This is a genomic window from Flavobacterium channae (genome assembly GCF_021172165.1).
In the GTDB taxonomy this organism is placed as follows: domain Bacteria; phylum Bacteroidota; class Bacteroidia; order Flavobacteriales; family Flavobacteriaceae; genus Flavobacterium; species Flavobacterium channae.
On sequence record NZ_CP089096.1, the window covers coordinates 1,009,143 to 1,021,974 of the forward strand.

15 protein-coding genes, 3 tRNA genes and 1 riboswitch are annotated in these 12,832 nt (G+C 30.5%); of the genes, 7 read left to right on the plus strand and 11 right to left on the minus strand.

Features of this window, described 5'->3' with window-relative positions; genetic code table 11:
* The first annotated feature begins 51 nt into the window (after positions 1–51).
* A riboswitch (cobalamin riboswitch) is annotated at positions 52–254 on the plus strand.
* Positions 255–336: 82 nt separating this feature from the next.
* The 5 genes from LOS89_RS04410 to LOS89_RS04430 all read left to right on the plus strand — a co-directional run bounded on the left by LOS89_RS04410 (position 337) and on the right by LOS89_RS04430 (position 4,405).
* Positions 337–2,274 (plus strand): TonB-dependent receptor plug domain-containing protein, encoded by a 1,938-nt coding sequence (locus LOS89_RS04410; protein ID WP_231836637.1) that lies wholly within the window; start codon positions 337–339, stop codon positions 2,272–2,274.
* A 115-nt stretch (positions 2,275–2,389) separates the two neighbouring features.
* Entirely contained in the window at positions 2,390–2,905 is a 516-nt protein-coding gene (locus LOS89_RS04415; RefSeq protein ID WP_026724733.1) for a GFO_1088 family ECF-type sigma factor, read from the plus strand.
* On the plus strand, positions 2,886–3,329 hold the full coding sequence (locus tag LOS89_RS04420) for a PG0215 family putative anti-sigma factor (protein ID WP_231836638.1): 444 nt from the start codon (positions 2,886–2,888) through the stop codon (positions 3,327–3,329). Before LOS89_RS04415 ends, LOS89_RS04420 begins: the two co-directional genes overlap by 20 nt.
* Positions 3,330–3,337: 8 nt before the next feature.
* Positions 3,338–3,865: a GFO_1090 family protein gene (locus LOS89_RS04425; RefSeq protein WP_231836639.1), complete on the plus strand. Its 528-nt coding sequence runs from the start codon at positions 3,338–3,340 to the stop codon at positions 3,863–3,865.
* A gap of 3 nt (positions 3,866–3,868) precedes the next feature.
* Entirely contained in the window at positions 3,869–4,405 is a 537-nt protein-coding gene (locus tag LOS89_RS04430) for a GFO_1091 family lipoprotein (protein ID WP_231836640.1), read from the plus strand.
* Between the two features lie 26 nt (positions 4,406–4,431).
* Here the strand turns inward: LOS89_RS04430 and LOS89_RS04435 are convergent, their stop codons facing one another.
* The 7 genes from LOS89_RS04435 to LOS89_RS04465 all read right to left on the minus strand — a co-directional run bounded on the left by LOS89_RS04435 (position 4,432) and on the right by LOS89_RS04465 (position 8,613).
* Positions 4,432–4,875, minus strand: coding sequence for a sterol desaturase family protein (locus tag LOS89_RS04435; protein ID WP_231836641.1), 444 nt, complete (start codon positions 4,873–4,875; stop codon positions 4,432–4,434).
* Positions 4,876–4,912: 37 nt separating this feature from the next.
* Positions 4,913–5,752, minus strand: coding sequence for a phytoene/squalene synthase family protein (locus LOS89_RS04440; protein ID WP_231836642.1), 840 nt, complete (start codon positions 5,750–5,752; stop codon positions 4,913–4,915).
* A 1-nt stretch (position 5,753) separates the two neighbouring features.
* Positions 5,754–7,214, minus strand: coding sequence for a bifunctional phytoene desaturase/3,4-desaturase (gene crtID / locus LOS89_RS04445; RefSeq protein WP_231836643.1), 1,461 nt, complete (start codon positions 7,212–7,214; stop codon positions 5,754–5,756).
* Positions 7,215–7,269: 55 nt separating this feature from the next.
* Positions 7,270–8,169 (minus strand): MerR family transcriptional regulator, encoded by a 900-nt coding sequence (locus LOS89_RS04450; protein ID WP_231836644.1) that lies wholly within the window; start codon positions 8,167–8,169, stop codon positions 7,270–7,272.
* A gap of 147 nt (positions 8,170–8,316) precedes the next feature.
* Positions 8,317–8,399 (minus strand) — tRNA-Leu (locus LOS89_RS04455).
* 41 nt (positions 8,400–8,440) lie between these two features.
* Positions 8,441–8,513: transfer RNA gene (locus tag LOS89_RS04460), tRNA-Lys, on the minus strand.
* Between the two features lie 27 nt (positions 8,514–8,540).
* A tRNA-Lys gene (locus LOS89_RS04465) sits at positions 8,541–8,613 on the minus strand.
* Positions 8,614–8,741: 128 nt separating this feature from the next.
* Between LOS89_RS04465 and LOS89_RS04470 the strand changes: the two genes are divergently transcribed.
* Positions 8,742–9,257 (plus strand): shikimate kinase, encoded by a 516-nt coding sequence (locus LOS89_RS04470; RefSeq protein ID WP_231836645.1) that lies wholly within the window; start codon positions 8,742–8,744, stop codon positions 9,255–9,257.
* Here the strand turns inward: LOS89_RS04470 and LOS89_RS04475 are convergent.
* The 3 genes from LOS89_RS04475 to LOS89_RS04485 are packed head-to-tail and all read right to left on the minus strand — an operon-like array spanning position 9,249 to position 10,717.
* Complete coding sequence (locus tag LOS89_RS04475) at positions 9,249–9,743, minus strand: phosphoribosyltransferase family protein (RefSeq protein WP_231836646.1); 495 nt, start codon at positions 9,741–9,743, stop codon at positions 9,249–9,251. The two genes, LOS89_RS04470 and LOS89_RS04475, sit on opposite strands and share 9 nt — an antisense overlap.
* An 8-nt stretch (positions 9,744–9,751) precedes the next feature.
* Positions 9,752–10,318 carry a methyltransferase domain-containing protein gene (locus LOS89_RS04480; RefSeq protein WP_231836647.1) on the minus strand — a complete coding sequence of 189 codons (567 nt, stop codon included), beginning with the start codon at positions 10,316–10,318 and terminating at the stop codon, positions 9,752–9,754.
* Positions 10,319–10,717, minus strand: a complete 399-nt coding sequence (locus tag LOS89_RS04485; RefSeq protein WP_231836648.1) for an RNA-binding S4 domain-containing protein — start codon at positions 10,715–10,717, stop codon at positions 10,319–10,321.
* A gap of 80 nt (positions 10,718–10,797) precedes the next feature.
* On the opposite strand from LOS89_RS04485, the gene LOS89_RS04490 reads away from it, so the two are divergent.
* Positions 10,798–11,784 carry an FKBP-type peptidyl-prolyl cis-trans isomerase gene (locus LOS89_RS04490; protein WP_231836649.1) on the plus strand — a complete coding sequence of 329 codons (987 nt, stop codon included), beginning with the start codon at positions 10,798–10,800 and terminating at the stop codon, positions 11,782–11,784.
* A gap of 248 nt (positions 11,785–12,032) precedes the next feature.
* Here the strand turns inward: LOS89_RS04490 and LOS89_RS04495 are convergent, their stop codons facing one another.
* Positions 12,033–12,743, minus strand: a complete 711-nt coding sequence (locus LOS89_RS04495; protein WP_231836650.1) for a DUF4197 domain-containing protein — start codon at positions 12,741–12,743, stop codon at positions 12,033–12,035.
* Positions 12,744–12,832 lie beyond the last annotated feature (89 nt).

Consider the following 12,832-nt stretch of genomic DNA (forward strand, 5'->3'; position numbering starts at 1 on the left):
GTAGTTTTGAAAGCTATTTTATAATACTTGTATTCTTATAAAATTATAATACCTTTGCACCCGAATTTTGGTTGTTGTTTCTGAATTTTTCAAAACAACATTAAAAGGGAATTAGGTGAAATACCTAAGCTGTACCCGCAACTGTAAGCTATAAAGCTTGTTGTTATCTTCAATGCCATTGTTTCGTAAGTTCGAAACGAGAAGGCCAACAACAAGACGCAAGCCAGGAGACCTGCCACATTCATTGAGTAACAAACTTTCGGGAAAAAAAGTTTGAGTATGGGTAAATTCTGTGCTTTTCTCCCTAATTTATTAAAATTTTTATTAACCCTAAAAATGAACAAAAAGTTTATTTGTTTAAGTGTATTTTCACTTGCAACTGCTTTTGCGTATGCTCAAGAATCAGATACGTTAAAAGTAACCAATCTTAAAGAAGTAGTCGTTTCCGACACTAAGTTTTCACAAAGTAAAGAGAAGTCAGGAAAAATTATTGAAGTAATCACAGCACAAGACTTAGAAGCTAAAAAAGGACAAAATTTGGCCAATGTTTTAAGTCAGGTTGCTGGTGTTGAAATCAACGGTAACCAATCGTTTGGAGGTAAAAACTTAGGTTATTACATTCGCGGTGGTCGTAATCGTCAAGTTGCCATTTATATTGATGGTGTTCCGGTAACTGATGCTTCGGGTATTAATTTAGAATACGATTTACGTTTAATTCCGGTAGAGCAAATTGAAAGAATTGAAGTAATGAAAGGTGCTTCTAGTACTTTATATGGAACAGGAGCTGCCACTGGAGTTATTAATATCACGTTGAAAAAATCAGCTAAAAAAGAAATTTCGGGTAATGCTTACATCAATATGGGAACGCAAAATACCTCAGAAACTTCAAAAACTAGCCCACAAGATTTTAATCAAGGAATTTTTGTAAACGGAACTGTAAAAAAAGTGAGTTATGCGACTTCTTTAAATAGTACTGAAACTAAAGGAATGTCTGAAGCGGCAGGAGAAAATTTTGAAGAAGATACTTTTTCAAGAGTTAATGTATTGCAAAAAATAGGATTCAAAGCAAATGATAAATTAAGTTTTGAGTTTTTTGGAAATTACGATAGAATTAAAAATACTTTCGATAATTCTTTTGATGGTATTATTGCCAATTCTGACGATTTAAATAACAATAGTATGTCAGAACAATTTAGAATTGGATTTTTACCAAAATACAAATACAACAAAGGTGAATTTGCAATTAATGCTGGTGCTTCTACAATTGATAGAATTCTAAATCTTTCAAATTCTTGGTCAGGAACTGTAGATGCTTATAATTATTCAGGAAGAAGTGCTTCGATTGATGCTTTCAATAAATACAATTTCAGCAAACAAGTATATTTGGTTTTAGGTGCGCAATACCAATATTTTGATATGACACAAAAAGATGCTTACACTGATGTTGCAAGAGAAGGAGCGAAGTTTAACTTGTTTGATCCTTATGCAACAGTTGTTTTTAATTCTGAATTTGGTTTGAATATCAACGCAGGAGCTCGTTTTAATACACATAGTGAGTATGGTAATCAACTAGTTTATAATTTCAATCCAAGCTACTCTTTTGAGAATTTACCATTGAAAGTTTTAGCATCTTATAGTACAGCTTTCATTACACCAAGTTTATACCAATTATACGGACCTTATGGGAATTTAGACTTAACTCCTGAAGAAAATGCTACTGCAGAACTTGGTTTAGAATCGCAATTATTGGATAAAAAATTAACAATTAATGCAGTTGGTTTCTATCGTGAAGAAGAAGATACTTTCGGATTTTATTATAATTCAGCCACTTTTGAGTCATATTATATTAATGTAGATGGAACATTTAATGCTAAAGGTATTGAAGTAAGTGCACGTTATGCATTGTCAGAAAAGTTCAATGTTGGTGGAAATTATACTTTTACAGAAGTGGAACAACAATTGAATCGATTGATTCCAAAACACAAAGGAAATGTGGATTTGAATTACAAATTCAAAAGAGGAACATTCGGAATCAATTATCAATATGTAGATAAAAGAAGCGATGCCTATTACGATTCCAATATTTGGGCAACGCAAGCTGTTAATTTAGCCGCTTATCAGTTGGTTAATTCGAATATTTCATATGAATTATTGCCAAATCGTTTACATATTTTTGGAACTGTAACTAATATACTTAATGAAGATTTCCAAGAATTAATTGGATACAATACAAGAGGAAGAAATTATAAATTAGGTTTGAATTTCATGTTTTAACTAAAGTTTAATTATTTGATTTTAAAAGGTTTTGGTAGTTTTTTACCAAAACCTTTTTTTTTATTTGTAACAAAATTAAATTACATTCGTCTTCATTATAAACCAACCCATTAATATGAACCAAAACGAGTTTGTACAAATAATTACTCCTTTTAAGGATAAGTTATTTCGTTTAGCGAAACGAATGCTCGTTAGTACCGAAGAAGCAGAAGATGCGACTCAGGAAGTGTTGGTAAGATTGTGGAATAAAAATAGTGCTTTAGAACAGTACAATAGTGTAGAAGCTTTAGCGATGACGATGACCAAGAATTATTGTTTGGATCAACTGAAAAGCAAAAGAGCAACGAATTTGCAAATTGTGCATAATAATTATCAAGACAAGCAAGCGAGTGTTGAAACACAAATAGAGCATCAAAATACGTTGCAATGGGCCGAAAAGTTAATGAATGATTTACCCGAACAACAAAGATTGATATTACAACTTAGAGAAATTGAAGAATACGAATTTTCGGAAATTGCTCAAGTATTAGAAATGAATGAAACAGCGGTTCGAGTAGCTTTATCAAGAGCACGAAAAACCTTAAGAGAACAAATAGAAAAAACACATAATTATGGAACTCAAGTTAGTTGAACAATTATTGGAAAAATACTTTCAAGGAGAAACTACAATAGTAGAAGAAAAACAATTAAAGGCCTATTTTTCTTCCAACGATGTGGTGCCACATTTGGCTAAATATCAATCGCTATTTGGTTACTTTGAAACACAAAAAGGAACGCAATTCGAGCAAAAACTTCCATTACAACCTAGAAAACAAAATACTGTAAAATGGATAGGTATTGCTGCAAGTTTTGTAGTGCTTTTTGGATTGGCAACCTTCTATTTTTATCCATCCGAACCTAAAAAAGAAGATTTAGGAACGTACGATACTCCAGAAGAAGCCTTTGCCGCTACACAAAAAGCTTTGTTGATGGTTTCAGAACAAGTTAACATTGGCATGGAAAGTGTAGTATATTTAGAAGAATACGAAAAAACAAAAAAAACAATTTTTAAATAATTAGAAAAATGAAAAATTTAGTAGTAGTTATAGCATTTTTAATGGCATCAACAGTTTCTTTTGCACAAGGCGCTTTTGATAAATTTGAAGATAAAGAAGGTGTAGCATCTGTTATTGTGAATAAGAAGATGTTTGAAATGATGAGTAAAGTTAAAGTGGATGCAAAAGATAAAGAAATGCAACAATACATGAACTTACTTAAAAAATTAGATAACTTAAAAGTGTTTACAACGAGTAATGCAAAATTAGGTGCCGATATGAAAGCGACTGTAAATAGTTACTTAAAATCAAATCCTTTAGAAGAATTGATGCGTGTGAATGGCGATGGTAAAAATGTGAAAATTTATGTAAAATCAGGTGCTAACGAAAACATTGTAAAAGAACTTTTAATGTTTATTGAAGGAGCTAATATGAAAGATGCTAGTACAATTGTTTTATCATTAACAGGAAACTTTAGTTTAGATGAGATTTCAGTTTTAACTGAAAAAATGAGTCTTCCTGGTGGTGATGATTTGAAAAAAGCTTCAAAAAAATAAAACATGAAAAAATTAGTTCTACTTGCTTTTAGTGTACTTTTTCTGATAAGTTGTGAAGATAAGCCAACATTGCAAAAATACTTTGTAAAGAATACGGAATCATCAAATTTTTTAGCAGTTGATTTGGCTTCTAATGTTCTTAAAACAGATAAGTTAATATTGTCAGATACTGAAAAAGAAGCATTAAACTCGTTTGAGAAAATGAATATTTTGGCTTTCAAAAGTGACTCTACAAATACTTTAGGTTATGATAAAGAGATTAAAGAAGTGAAAGCTATCTTAAAAAACGAAAGCTATCAGCAGTTAATGAAAGCGGGTTCGGGAAATGATGGTGCTGCAATCTATTTTGTTGGTCAAGATGATGAACACATTGATGAGTTTGTTGTTTTAGCTGGTAAAAAAGAAGCAGGGTTTGCTGTTATTCGAGTTTTAGGAAACGACATGAATCCAACACATATTTTAAATATGGTGAGTTTGCTTCAAAAATCTCAAGTTGATATGGAGCAACTAAAACCTCTCCAACAATTTATGAAACAATAAAAAAAATCCCGATTCATCGGGATTTTTTAGTTTTTAAAGTATTTGAAAGGAACTATTAGCATTCCGAAACATTCACCATCTTCTTTGCCAATGTGTTTGTGATGCATTTTATGTGCTCTCCTAACAGCTCTAGCATAACGATTGTTGGCATTTCTAAACATTTTAAATCGTTGATGAATAAAAATATCATGAACTAAGAAATAAGCCAATCCGTAGGCAAATATACCTAAGCCTATTGCCAAACCAATTTCAAGTATATTGTATTTCCAAAGTAAAAAGCATCCAATACTTACTAAAGCATAAAAGATAAAGAAAGCATCATTTCGTTCAAACCATGAATCATGGTCCTTTTTATGATGATCGGCATGTAAACTCCACAAAAAACCATGCATTATGTATTTGTGACTGAACCAGGCCATAAATTCCATAAAGCAAAAGGTTGTAAAAAAGACTAAAATATGTATCCACATAATATTTTTAATTTATAATTTCAAAAACAATAGCTTGTTATAAAATATTCAAACGGTAATTTAAATAACATTTAGCAAGTAATCCCACTTTTTCGTAATCGGGAACTCTAATTCGCGTGTTTTTAATTTCAAGCGATGGTGTTTTCTTTAATTTGCTTAATAATTTCTTGTAGTAAATATAAGCTGTATATACACCAAATTTAGCTTCTAAAGGCAATTTTTGTATTCCTTCAAAACCAGCATCAAAATCGGCTTGAATTTCGTTTATAATTTGTTGTTTTGAAGCTTCATCCAATCTTGATAAATCAGTATTTGGAAAATACGTTCTACTCAAATCTTCATAATCGGCTTTTAAATCACGTAAGAAATTTACTTTTTGAAACGCCGAACCCAAACGCATTGCGCTGTGCTTTAATTCATCGTATTTTTTATCATCTCCATTAACAAAGACTTTTAAACACATTAATCCTACAACATCAGCCGAACCATAAATGTACTGATTGTATTCTTCCACAGTAGTGTAAACTGATTTATGTAAATCCAACTTCATACTGTGCATAAACGCATCTATTAATTCCATTGGAATGTTATACTTGTTTACAGTATGCTGAAACGAGTTTAAAATAGGGTTTAAACTTATTTTTTGCGTAAGCGCTAAACTTAATTCATTTTCAAACTGTGAAAACAAAGCTTCTTTATCGTAATCATGAAAAGTGTCAACAATTTCGTCAGCAAAGCGAACAAATCCATAGATATTGTATATATCCTGACGGATGCTCGGTGCTAACATTTTTACAGCAGATGAAAATGACGTACTGTACGCTTTCGTAACTTTTACGCTACAATCAAATGAAACGTTATCAAAAATGGACTTCATACTATTGATACTTTTTTATTAAATCGGCAACTAATTTTCCTGAAATTAAGGACGGAGGCACTCCTGGTCCTAGTACGGTTAACTGTCCAGTAAAATACAAGTTTTGTATTTTTTTACTTTTCAATTTAGGTCTTAAAAAAGCAGTCTGCAATAAGGTATTCGCCATACCATACGCATTCCCTTTGTACGAATTATATTCTTTAACAAAATCATTTACACAAAACGATTCTTTAAAGATAATATTATTTTTTACTTTTTGGTTAGTTAATTGCTCAAGGCGCGTAATAATTTTTTCAAAATACAATTCTCTCAATTCATTTGTATCTTCTAATCCAGGCGCTAATGGAATTAAAAAGATTCCAGCTTCTTTTCCTTCTGGTGCAGAATTTTCATCGGTTTTTGATGGAAAACTCGCGTAAAATAAAGGTTCTTCAGGCCATTTTGGATTATCGTAAATGGCTTCGGCGTGAATATCAAAATCTACATCGAAAAATAAAGAGTGATGTTCTACGTTTTCAATTTTCTTGTCAAATCCCACATAAAATAGGAGTGAAGAAGGAGCAAATGTTTTTGTTGACCAGTATTTTTCAGAATATTGACGGTAATTTTTATCCAGCAGAGTTTCTGAATGATGATAATCAGCGCCACTCAAAACTATATCGGTAGTGATTATTTGATTGTTTACCAACAAACCCGTTGCCTTGCCATTAGTAATGTCAATTTTTTGAACATTTGCATTTGTTTCAATTTTAACGCCTAATTCTTTTGCTAAAGCTTCCATTGCTAATATTACAGAATACATTCCGTTTTTTGGATGCCAAGTTCCTAAACCAAAATCGGCAAAGTTCATAAAATTATAAAACGAAGGTGTGTCGCTTGGTTTTGCTCCTAAAAATAAAACTGGAAATTCTAAAATTTGAACTAGTTTTATGTTTTTGAATCGTTTTCGAACATCTTTTTTAATGTTACTGAAAAATTGATTCACTTTTTTGGCTGTTTCTAAAGTAATCAATTCCAAAGGAGATTCACCTGGACGATATACTAAATCTTTAATTGCGATATCATAATTACTTTTTGCTTCAGCCATAAATTGCTCTAATTGTTTTCCGCTTCCTTTCTCGATAGATTCGAAAGTTTTTACAATTTCAGGCAGATTATCTGCAATTGTTATAAAATCTAAATGACCAAAATAAACTTGATAAGCCGGAGATAACTTAATTAACTCATAATAGTCAGAAGGTTTTTTACCAAAGTCAGAGAAAAAACGTTCAAATACATCTGGCATCCAATACCATGTTGGTCCTATGTCGAAAGTAAACCCTTCTTTTTTTAATTGACGAGCTCTTCCACCAATGGTATTGTTTTTTTCATAGATTGTTACCTCATTTCCTTCTTTTGCCAAATAGCATGCAGCAGAAAGAGATGAAAATCCAGAACCGATTATGGCAATTTTTTTATCCACTTATATTTATTTTGTTTAACAAAAATAGTAAAAAAGTTAAACAAAACAAATTTTTTTATAAAGTATTCGATAGTTCTTCTATACTACTATATCTATATACGTTGTTGAGAGGGGTTTTGGATGAAATATATTGGGTCATTCTACCAAGTAATAATAATTCATGTTTGGTATTTTTAAGCAATTGCTCTTGGATATCAACTATATAGTTGTCAATTTCTTCCAGATTTGGCTCAACCGTTAAATAACTTACAAAAGTTATCTTTTCAAAAGAGTTTTTTAAATCTAATAAACTTTCAGTTGGAATACTTTCTCCTAAATAAATAGTTTGATACCCTTTTAATAAAATTTCATAATTTAAATACATTAATCCTAATTCATGAACCTCGTTTAAAGGAAGAAATAAAACGAAAACTTTATCAGTTCTTGTTGGTTCTAGAATTTGAACTTTTTCCGTGTTGATTAAAAGTTTTTGCTTAATTAAGTAACTTATGAAATGTTCGTGCGCCGGTGATATAGTATCGGTTTGCCACAAAAAACCAATTTCTTCCATTAATGGAATAAAAACAGTATAGAAAACTTCGCGAAAAGATTTTTCACTTAAAAGTTGGTTATAGGTTTTAAAAAATAAAGATTGATCAAAGTTCATCATGGCCATTTTAAAAGTACTTATGGCATGATTTTTAGCACTTTTTTCAGAAATTATATCATTGGCTAATTGATTAATTTGTTCTTGATTAAGATTGCTTATTTTCGATATTTTGTATCCATAATTATGTATTAATACAATATTTAAAAGCTTTTGTAGATTTTTAATATCATAAGAACGAATGTTGGTGTCAGAACGCATGGGTTCTAAAATATTATAGCGTTTTTCCCAAATACGAATTGTATGTGCTTTTATTCCAGATAGATTTTCTAAATCTTTAATGCTAAAAACATTCTTTACATTGTTCATTTTTCATGTTATTTTGTTTAACAAAAGTAATAAAAAAAGTAAACAAAATGATAAATGTAGTAAAAATGTTTATCTAATTGGTTTGAAAATTAAACAAATAGGAAGTAGGAAATTAGAAAAATACAGTATCAAAGTTGTAAAGAATTGTGACCAAGGAGGGATTTGAACCCTCACGCCCTTGCGAGCACCACCCCCTCAAGATGGCGAGTCTACCGTTTCTCCACTTGGCCTAAAATAAAAAAAGTTAAGCATTTGCTTAACTTTTTTAAAGTGACCTGGCTGGGATTCGAACCCAGGACCCCATCATTAAAAGTGATGTGCTCTACCAGCTGAGCTACCAAGTCGGTGCTTTCAAGAATATGCTATTGTAGTGACCTGGCTGGGATTCGAACCCAGGACCCCATCATTAAAAGTGATGTGCTCTACCAGCTGAGCTACCAAGTCATTTATTTCCTTGAATGCGGGTGCAAATATATAAACATTTATTTATTTTGCAATGGTAATTTATTATAAATTTGTCTTTTTTTTTAATTAATTTCTTAACCCTTTAATTTATAGGGGATTATTTACATATGAAAATTGTGTTACTTGGGTATATGGGTTGTGGTAAGTCGGTAATCGGTGCTTTTTTGTCAAAAAAGCTCAATATTCCTTTTCTTGATTTGGACCATGAAATTGAAAAATCTTCTCAACAAACCATATCTGAAATGTTTCAGACTAAAGGTGAAATTTATTTTAGAAAAAAGGAACATGAGGTTTTTAAATCATTGGTGAATAAACCTGGTGAATTTGTATTAAGTTTAGGAGGAGGAACTCCATGTTATTACTACAATCATGAGTTATTGCAAAATGAAGGTGTTGTTTCTATCTATTTAAAGGCTTCTGTAGATACTTTAGTAAGTCGATTAAGCAATGAAAAGGAAAATCGCCCGCTCTTGCATATGCAAGACGAGAATTCGTTAAAAGATTTTATCAATAAACATTTGTTTGATAGAAACTATTATTATTATCAAGCAACAAAAACAATTGTAGTCGATGATAAGTCTATAAATCAAATTGTAGATGAAATCGCTTCTATTTTAGCTTAAATAGGCATAAGAATTGTTGTTTTCAAAAACTACTTGAATGTGTTCTTGTAATGATGTTGATAAAGACAATCCTTTAAAATCAGCTTTTACAGGATATTTTTTGTGATTTCTATCTACTAAAACTGCTGTTTTAAATTTGTTTAATGGAACTTCTAAAAAATGTTTTACACCATAAATTAAAGTAGTTCCAGTATTTAACACATCGTCAATTAAAACAAGTGATTTATTTTGATATTCATCTACGTTTAAAGATGTGGTAACAACGTTTTGTGGATTTTGTTTGTTTATTTTAACTTCACAAAGTGTTACTTTTAGATCTGAAATTACAGCTAATTCTGCAGCTATTTTTTCAGCAAAAATAAACCCATTATTAGCAATACCAGCTAAAATTACTTCATTATCATTTACAAATGTTTCGTAAATCTGATACGCAATTCTTTTTGTTTTATGTGAAATTTCTTTGTGTGATAAAATGATATTTTCCATTTGTGTTGTTATTTGACTTCAAAGATAAAAAAGAGTTCTTTATTTTCTCGAGGCTTTATTGAATTATATGCTTTTTCAAGTGTTTTTATATAAAATTTCTCTGAAAACAATTCCATGTATTCCTCTTTTGAACCACCAAACGGAGGTCCAACTTCTGTTAAAGGAAAATCAAATAGAAGTCCTGCTATTTTACCTTTAGGTTTTAATAATGTTTTCATTTTTTCAACATATTGAGGACGCATGTTGGGCAATAATGCGCAGAAAAAGGTTTGTTCTATTATTAAATCAAAAGTATCATTGAAAGCAAAAAAATCATCATGAATAAGATGAGAACTATATTTTGGATTTCTCTTCTTGATATTATTTAAAGGAGTTTCGGCAATATCAATTACAAATACATTTTTAAAGCCTTTTTTAATTAAATAATCAAATTCATAACCATTACCAGCTCCTGGAATTAAGATTTTTAAATTTTTATCAGTTAATTGGTCAATGTATTCTTTTATTGGAGTTGTTATTTTGCCAGCATCCCAACCCGTATCACCTTTTTGATATCTGTTTTCCCAATAGTTCATTTATTCCGTTTTAGAAGTTTCATCAAAATCTTCATTATCCCATAAATAATCATCGATGTCTCTTCGCTCTTTTTTTGTAGGACGTCCAGTACCATTTGCACGATAATGATCTTTAGAAAGTTTAAGCAATTCTAAATGTTCAAATGCTTCTTTAGGAGTTTCATCTTTTCGATACATATCTACTAACTTAGCTCCTAAGCGGTTTTGTGGAATATCAAGGATGGTTAATTTGTAATTTATTTGGTCTTTTCGCAAGGTAATTTTATCGGTTGGAAATACTTCGCGAGAAGCCTTAGCAACCTGTCCGTTAACTGTTATGTGACCCTTTTTTACAGCTTCAGTTGCTATACTTCGGGTTTTGTAGTATCGTAAGCACCATAAAAGTTTGTCAATACGCATAATATAAATCAAAAAACCATGTTAATATTTCTACAAAAATAAATGAAAATTGTATCTTGCGCCCTATAAATTTTATAATAATGAAAAGCCTTTTAAAAATAGTTTTGGTTGTTGGTTTGTTTACGAGTCTTTTTTCTTGTCAAAAAGATGATGGTGTTTCTCTACAAGAAGATCGACCATATGACGAAGTATATGCAGAAGATATTGCAGAAATTGAAGAGTTTTTGCACACGCATTATGTTACTGTTGATGCAGATTATAATACGACTTTTACTCAAATTCCTGATGGTGGAACGCAAACTCCAATTTGGGATATGCCTGAATTAGATTTTAAAGAAGTAGATAAGCATGATATTACTTATAAAGTTTATTATTTGAATTTTAGAGAAGGTGTTGGTGAAAATATTACACGTGTTGATTCATCATATGTTTCATATAAAGGTTTCGCTTTTAATAAAACAACAACTGATGGAGTTGATACCTATAATCAAACAGTTTTTGATGAAAAACAATCTCCGATTTGGTTGTCTCTGGATGAAGTAATTACAGGTTGGGCTTACATTATGCCTCTTTTTAAAACAGGCACTTTTACTCCAATGGCCGATGGAAGTATTTCATATAATGATTTTGGAACTGGTGTAATGTTTCTTCCTTCTGGATTGGCTTATTTTAGCTCAGGAACTTTAACTATTCCATCTTATGCGTCTTTAGTATTTTCGTTTAAATTGCATAATTTAAGAAGAAGAGATCATGATCAAGATGGTATTCTTTCTATGTATGAATACGGACCAGATTTTGATGAAGACCCAATTGACACAGATGAAGATGGTAGACCAGATTATATTGATGTTGATGATGATGCCGATGGTGTTTTAACAAAAGTAGAAAGATCGTTTACTTATTTAGATGGTGGTGAAACTAAAACAGGATATTATCCTTATAATGGAGCACTTGTAGATGATCCTTCAACACCTTATGATGATACTAAAGGTATTCCAAGTTGTTCAAACGATTTTACGTCACCAACAAGATTAAGAAGACATTTAGATCCTAGTTGTAGAAATTAATATTTTCTAGATATAATTTTAAAAGACCGATTTAATCGGTCTTTTTTTATATAAAAAAAACTCCGATATAAACACATCGGAGTGATTTTTTCTAAACTAACCCTAACTAAATGAGAATTTTATTCTTATTACAATGCAAATATCTTACCTTTTTTTGAATTGTAATGTTAAGGTTATGTTATTCTTATGTTATTGATTACTAAATTTTTACGAAAACGTTTTTTCTGTAAAAAATGAATTACAAAACATTATTTTTTATCTTGTAAAGCAAATACTCTTTTCAATAAATCAGAACTTCTTGCGCTTAAATTGCCTCTAATATCTTTTTCTTCAACAGCAATCATTTTAAAAACGCCTTCCATTGCTTTGTTAGTGGTATAATCTGTTAAATCAGGATTTACTTTTGTTACTAAAGGAATAGAGTTGTATTTGGTAATGATATTCGTCCAAACTTTATCAGCGCCTACTTTTGCAAATGAATTTTTAATAACTGGATTGAATTTAGCGTATAAAGCATTTGAAGTAGTATTTTGTAAATAAGTAGTCGCTGAACTTTCATTACCCATTAAGATGTTTTTAGCGTCAGTAAAAGTCATTTGTTTAACTGCATCAACAAAAATAGGGGTAGCTTCTTTTACAGCATCTTCAGCAGCTCTATTAATTACTTTTAAGCCTTCATCTGCTAAACTTGATAAACCAATTTGACGTAATTTTTTATCTACTACTTGTAACTCTTCAGGTAAAAGAATTTTTACGGCTTGATTTTTAAAGAATCCGTCTGTTGCAGTCAATTTAGAAACTTGTTTGGTTATACCATTATTCAAAGCTTCTTTTAAACCATTTCCTATTTCAAATTGGCTAATTCCTGTTGTTCCTTGTGGAAGTTGATCCATTACTTGTTGCATTTCTGCACAGCCAAATAAACCAAATACTAATAAACTAAATACAATTTTTTTCATGTTTTCTATTTTGTAAACTTATTTTACAAAGATAGTGCCATTTTTCAAAACAATAATTTGTAAAAATTGGATGAATTAAAATTATTAAA

What these genes read in the sequence shown, in the direction of transcription:
- LOS89_RS04430 (WP_231836640.1), top strand. Translation starts at nt 3,869, where the DNA reads ATGAAAAAATTAGTTCTACTTGCTTTTAGTGTACTTTTTCTGATAAGT.
- LOS89_RS04485 (WP_231836648.1), bottom strand. Translation starts at nt 10,717, where the DNA reads ATGCGTATTGACAAACTTTTATGGTGCTTACGATACTACAAAACCCGA.
- LOS89_RS04435 (WP_231836641.1), bottom strand. Translation starts at nt 4,875, where the DNA reads ATGTGGATACATATTTTAGTCTTTTTTACAACCTTTTGCTTTATGGAA.
- LOS89_RS04440 (WP_231836642.1), bottom strand. Translation starts at nt 5,752, where the DNA reads ATGAAGTCCATTTTTGATAACGTTTCATTTGATTGTAGCGTAAAAGTT.
- LOS89_RS04415 (WP_026724733.1), top strand. Translation starts at nt 2,390, where the DNA reads ATGAACCAAAACGAGTTTGTACAAATAATTACTCCTTTTAAGGATAAG.
- LOS89_RS04480 (WP_231836647.1), bottom strand. Translation starts at nt 10,318, where the DNA reads ATGAACTATTGGGAAAACAGATATCAAAAAGGTGATACGGGTTGGGAT.
- LOS89_RS04410 (WP_231836637.1), top strand. Translation starts at nt 337, where the DNA reads ATGAACAAAAAGTTTATTTGTTTAAGTGTATTTTCACTTGCAACTGCT.
- LOS89_RS04470 (WP_231836645.1), top strand. Translation starts at nt 8,742, where the DNA reads ATGAAAATTGTGTTACTTGGGTATATGGGTTGTGGTAAGTCGGTAATC.
- LOS89_RS04475 (WP_231836646.1), bottom strand. Translation starts at nt 9,743, where the DNA reads ATGGAAAATATCATTTTATCACACAAAGAAATTTCACATAAAACAAAA.
- LOS89_RS04495 (WP_231836650.1), bottom strand. Translation starts at nt 12,743, where the DNA reads ATGAAAAAAATTGTATTTAGTTTATTAGTATTTGGTTTATTTGGCTGT.
- LOS89_RS04450 (WP_231836644.1), bottom strand. Translation starts at nt 8,169, where the DNA reads ATGAACAATGTAAAGAATGTTTTTAGCATTAAAGATTTAGAAAATCTA.
- LOS89_RS04490 (WP_231836649.1), top strand. Translation starts at nt 10,798, where the DNA reads ATGAAAAGCCTTTTAAAAATAGTTTTGGTTGTTGGTTTGTTTACGAGT.
- LOS89_RS04420 (WP_231836638.1), top strand. Translation starts at nt 2,886, where the DNA reads ATGGAACTCAAGTTAGTTGAACAATTATTGGAAAAATACTTTCAAGGA.
- LOS89_RS04425 (WP_231836639.1), top strand. Translation starts at nt 3,338, where the DNA reads ATGAAAAATTTAGTAGTAGTTATAGCATTTTTAATGGCATCAACAGTT.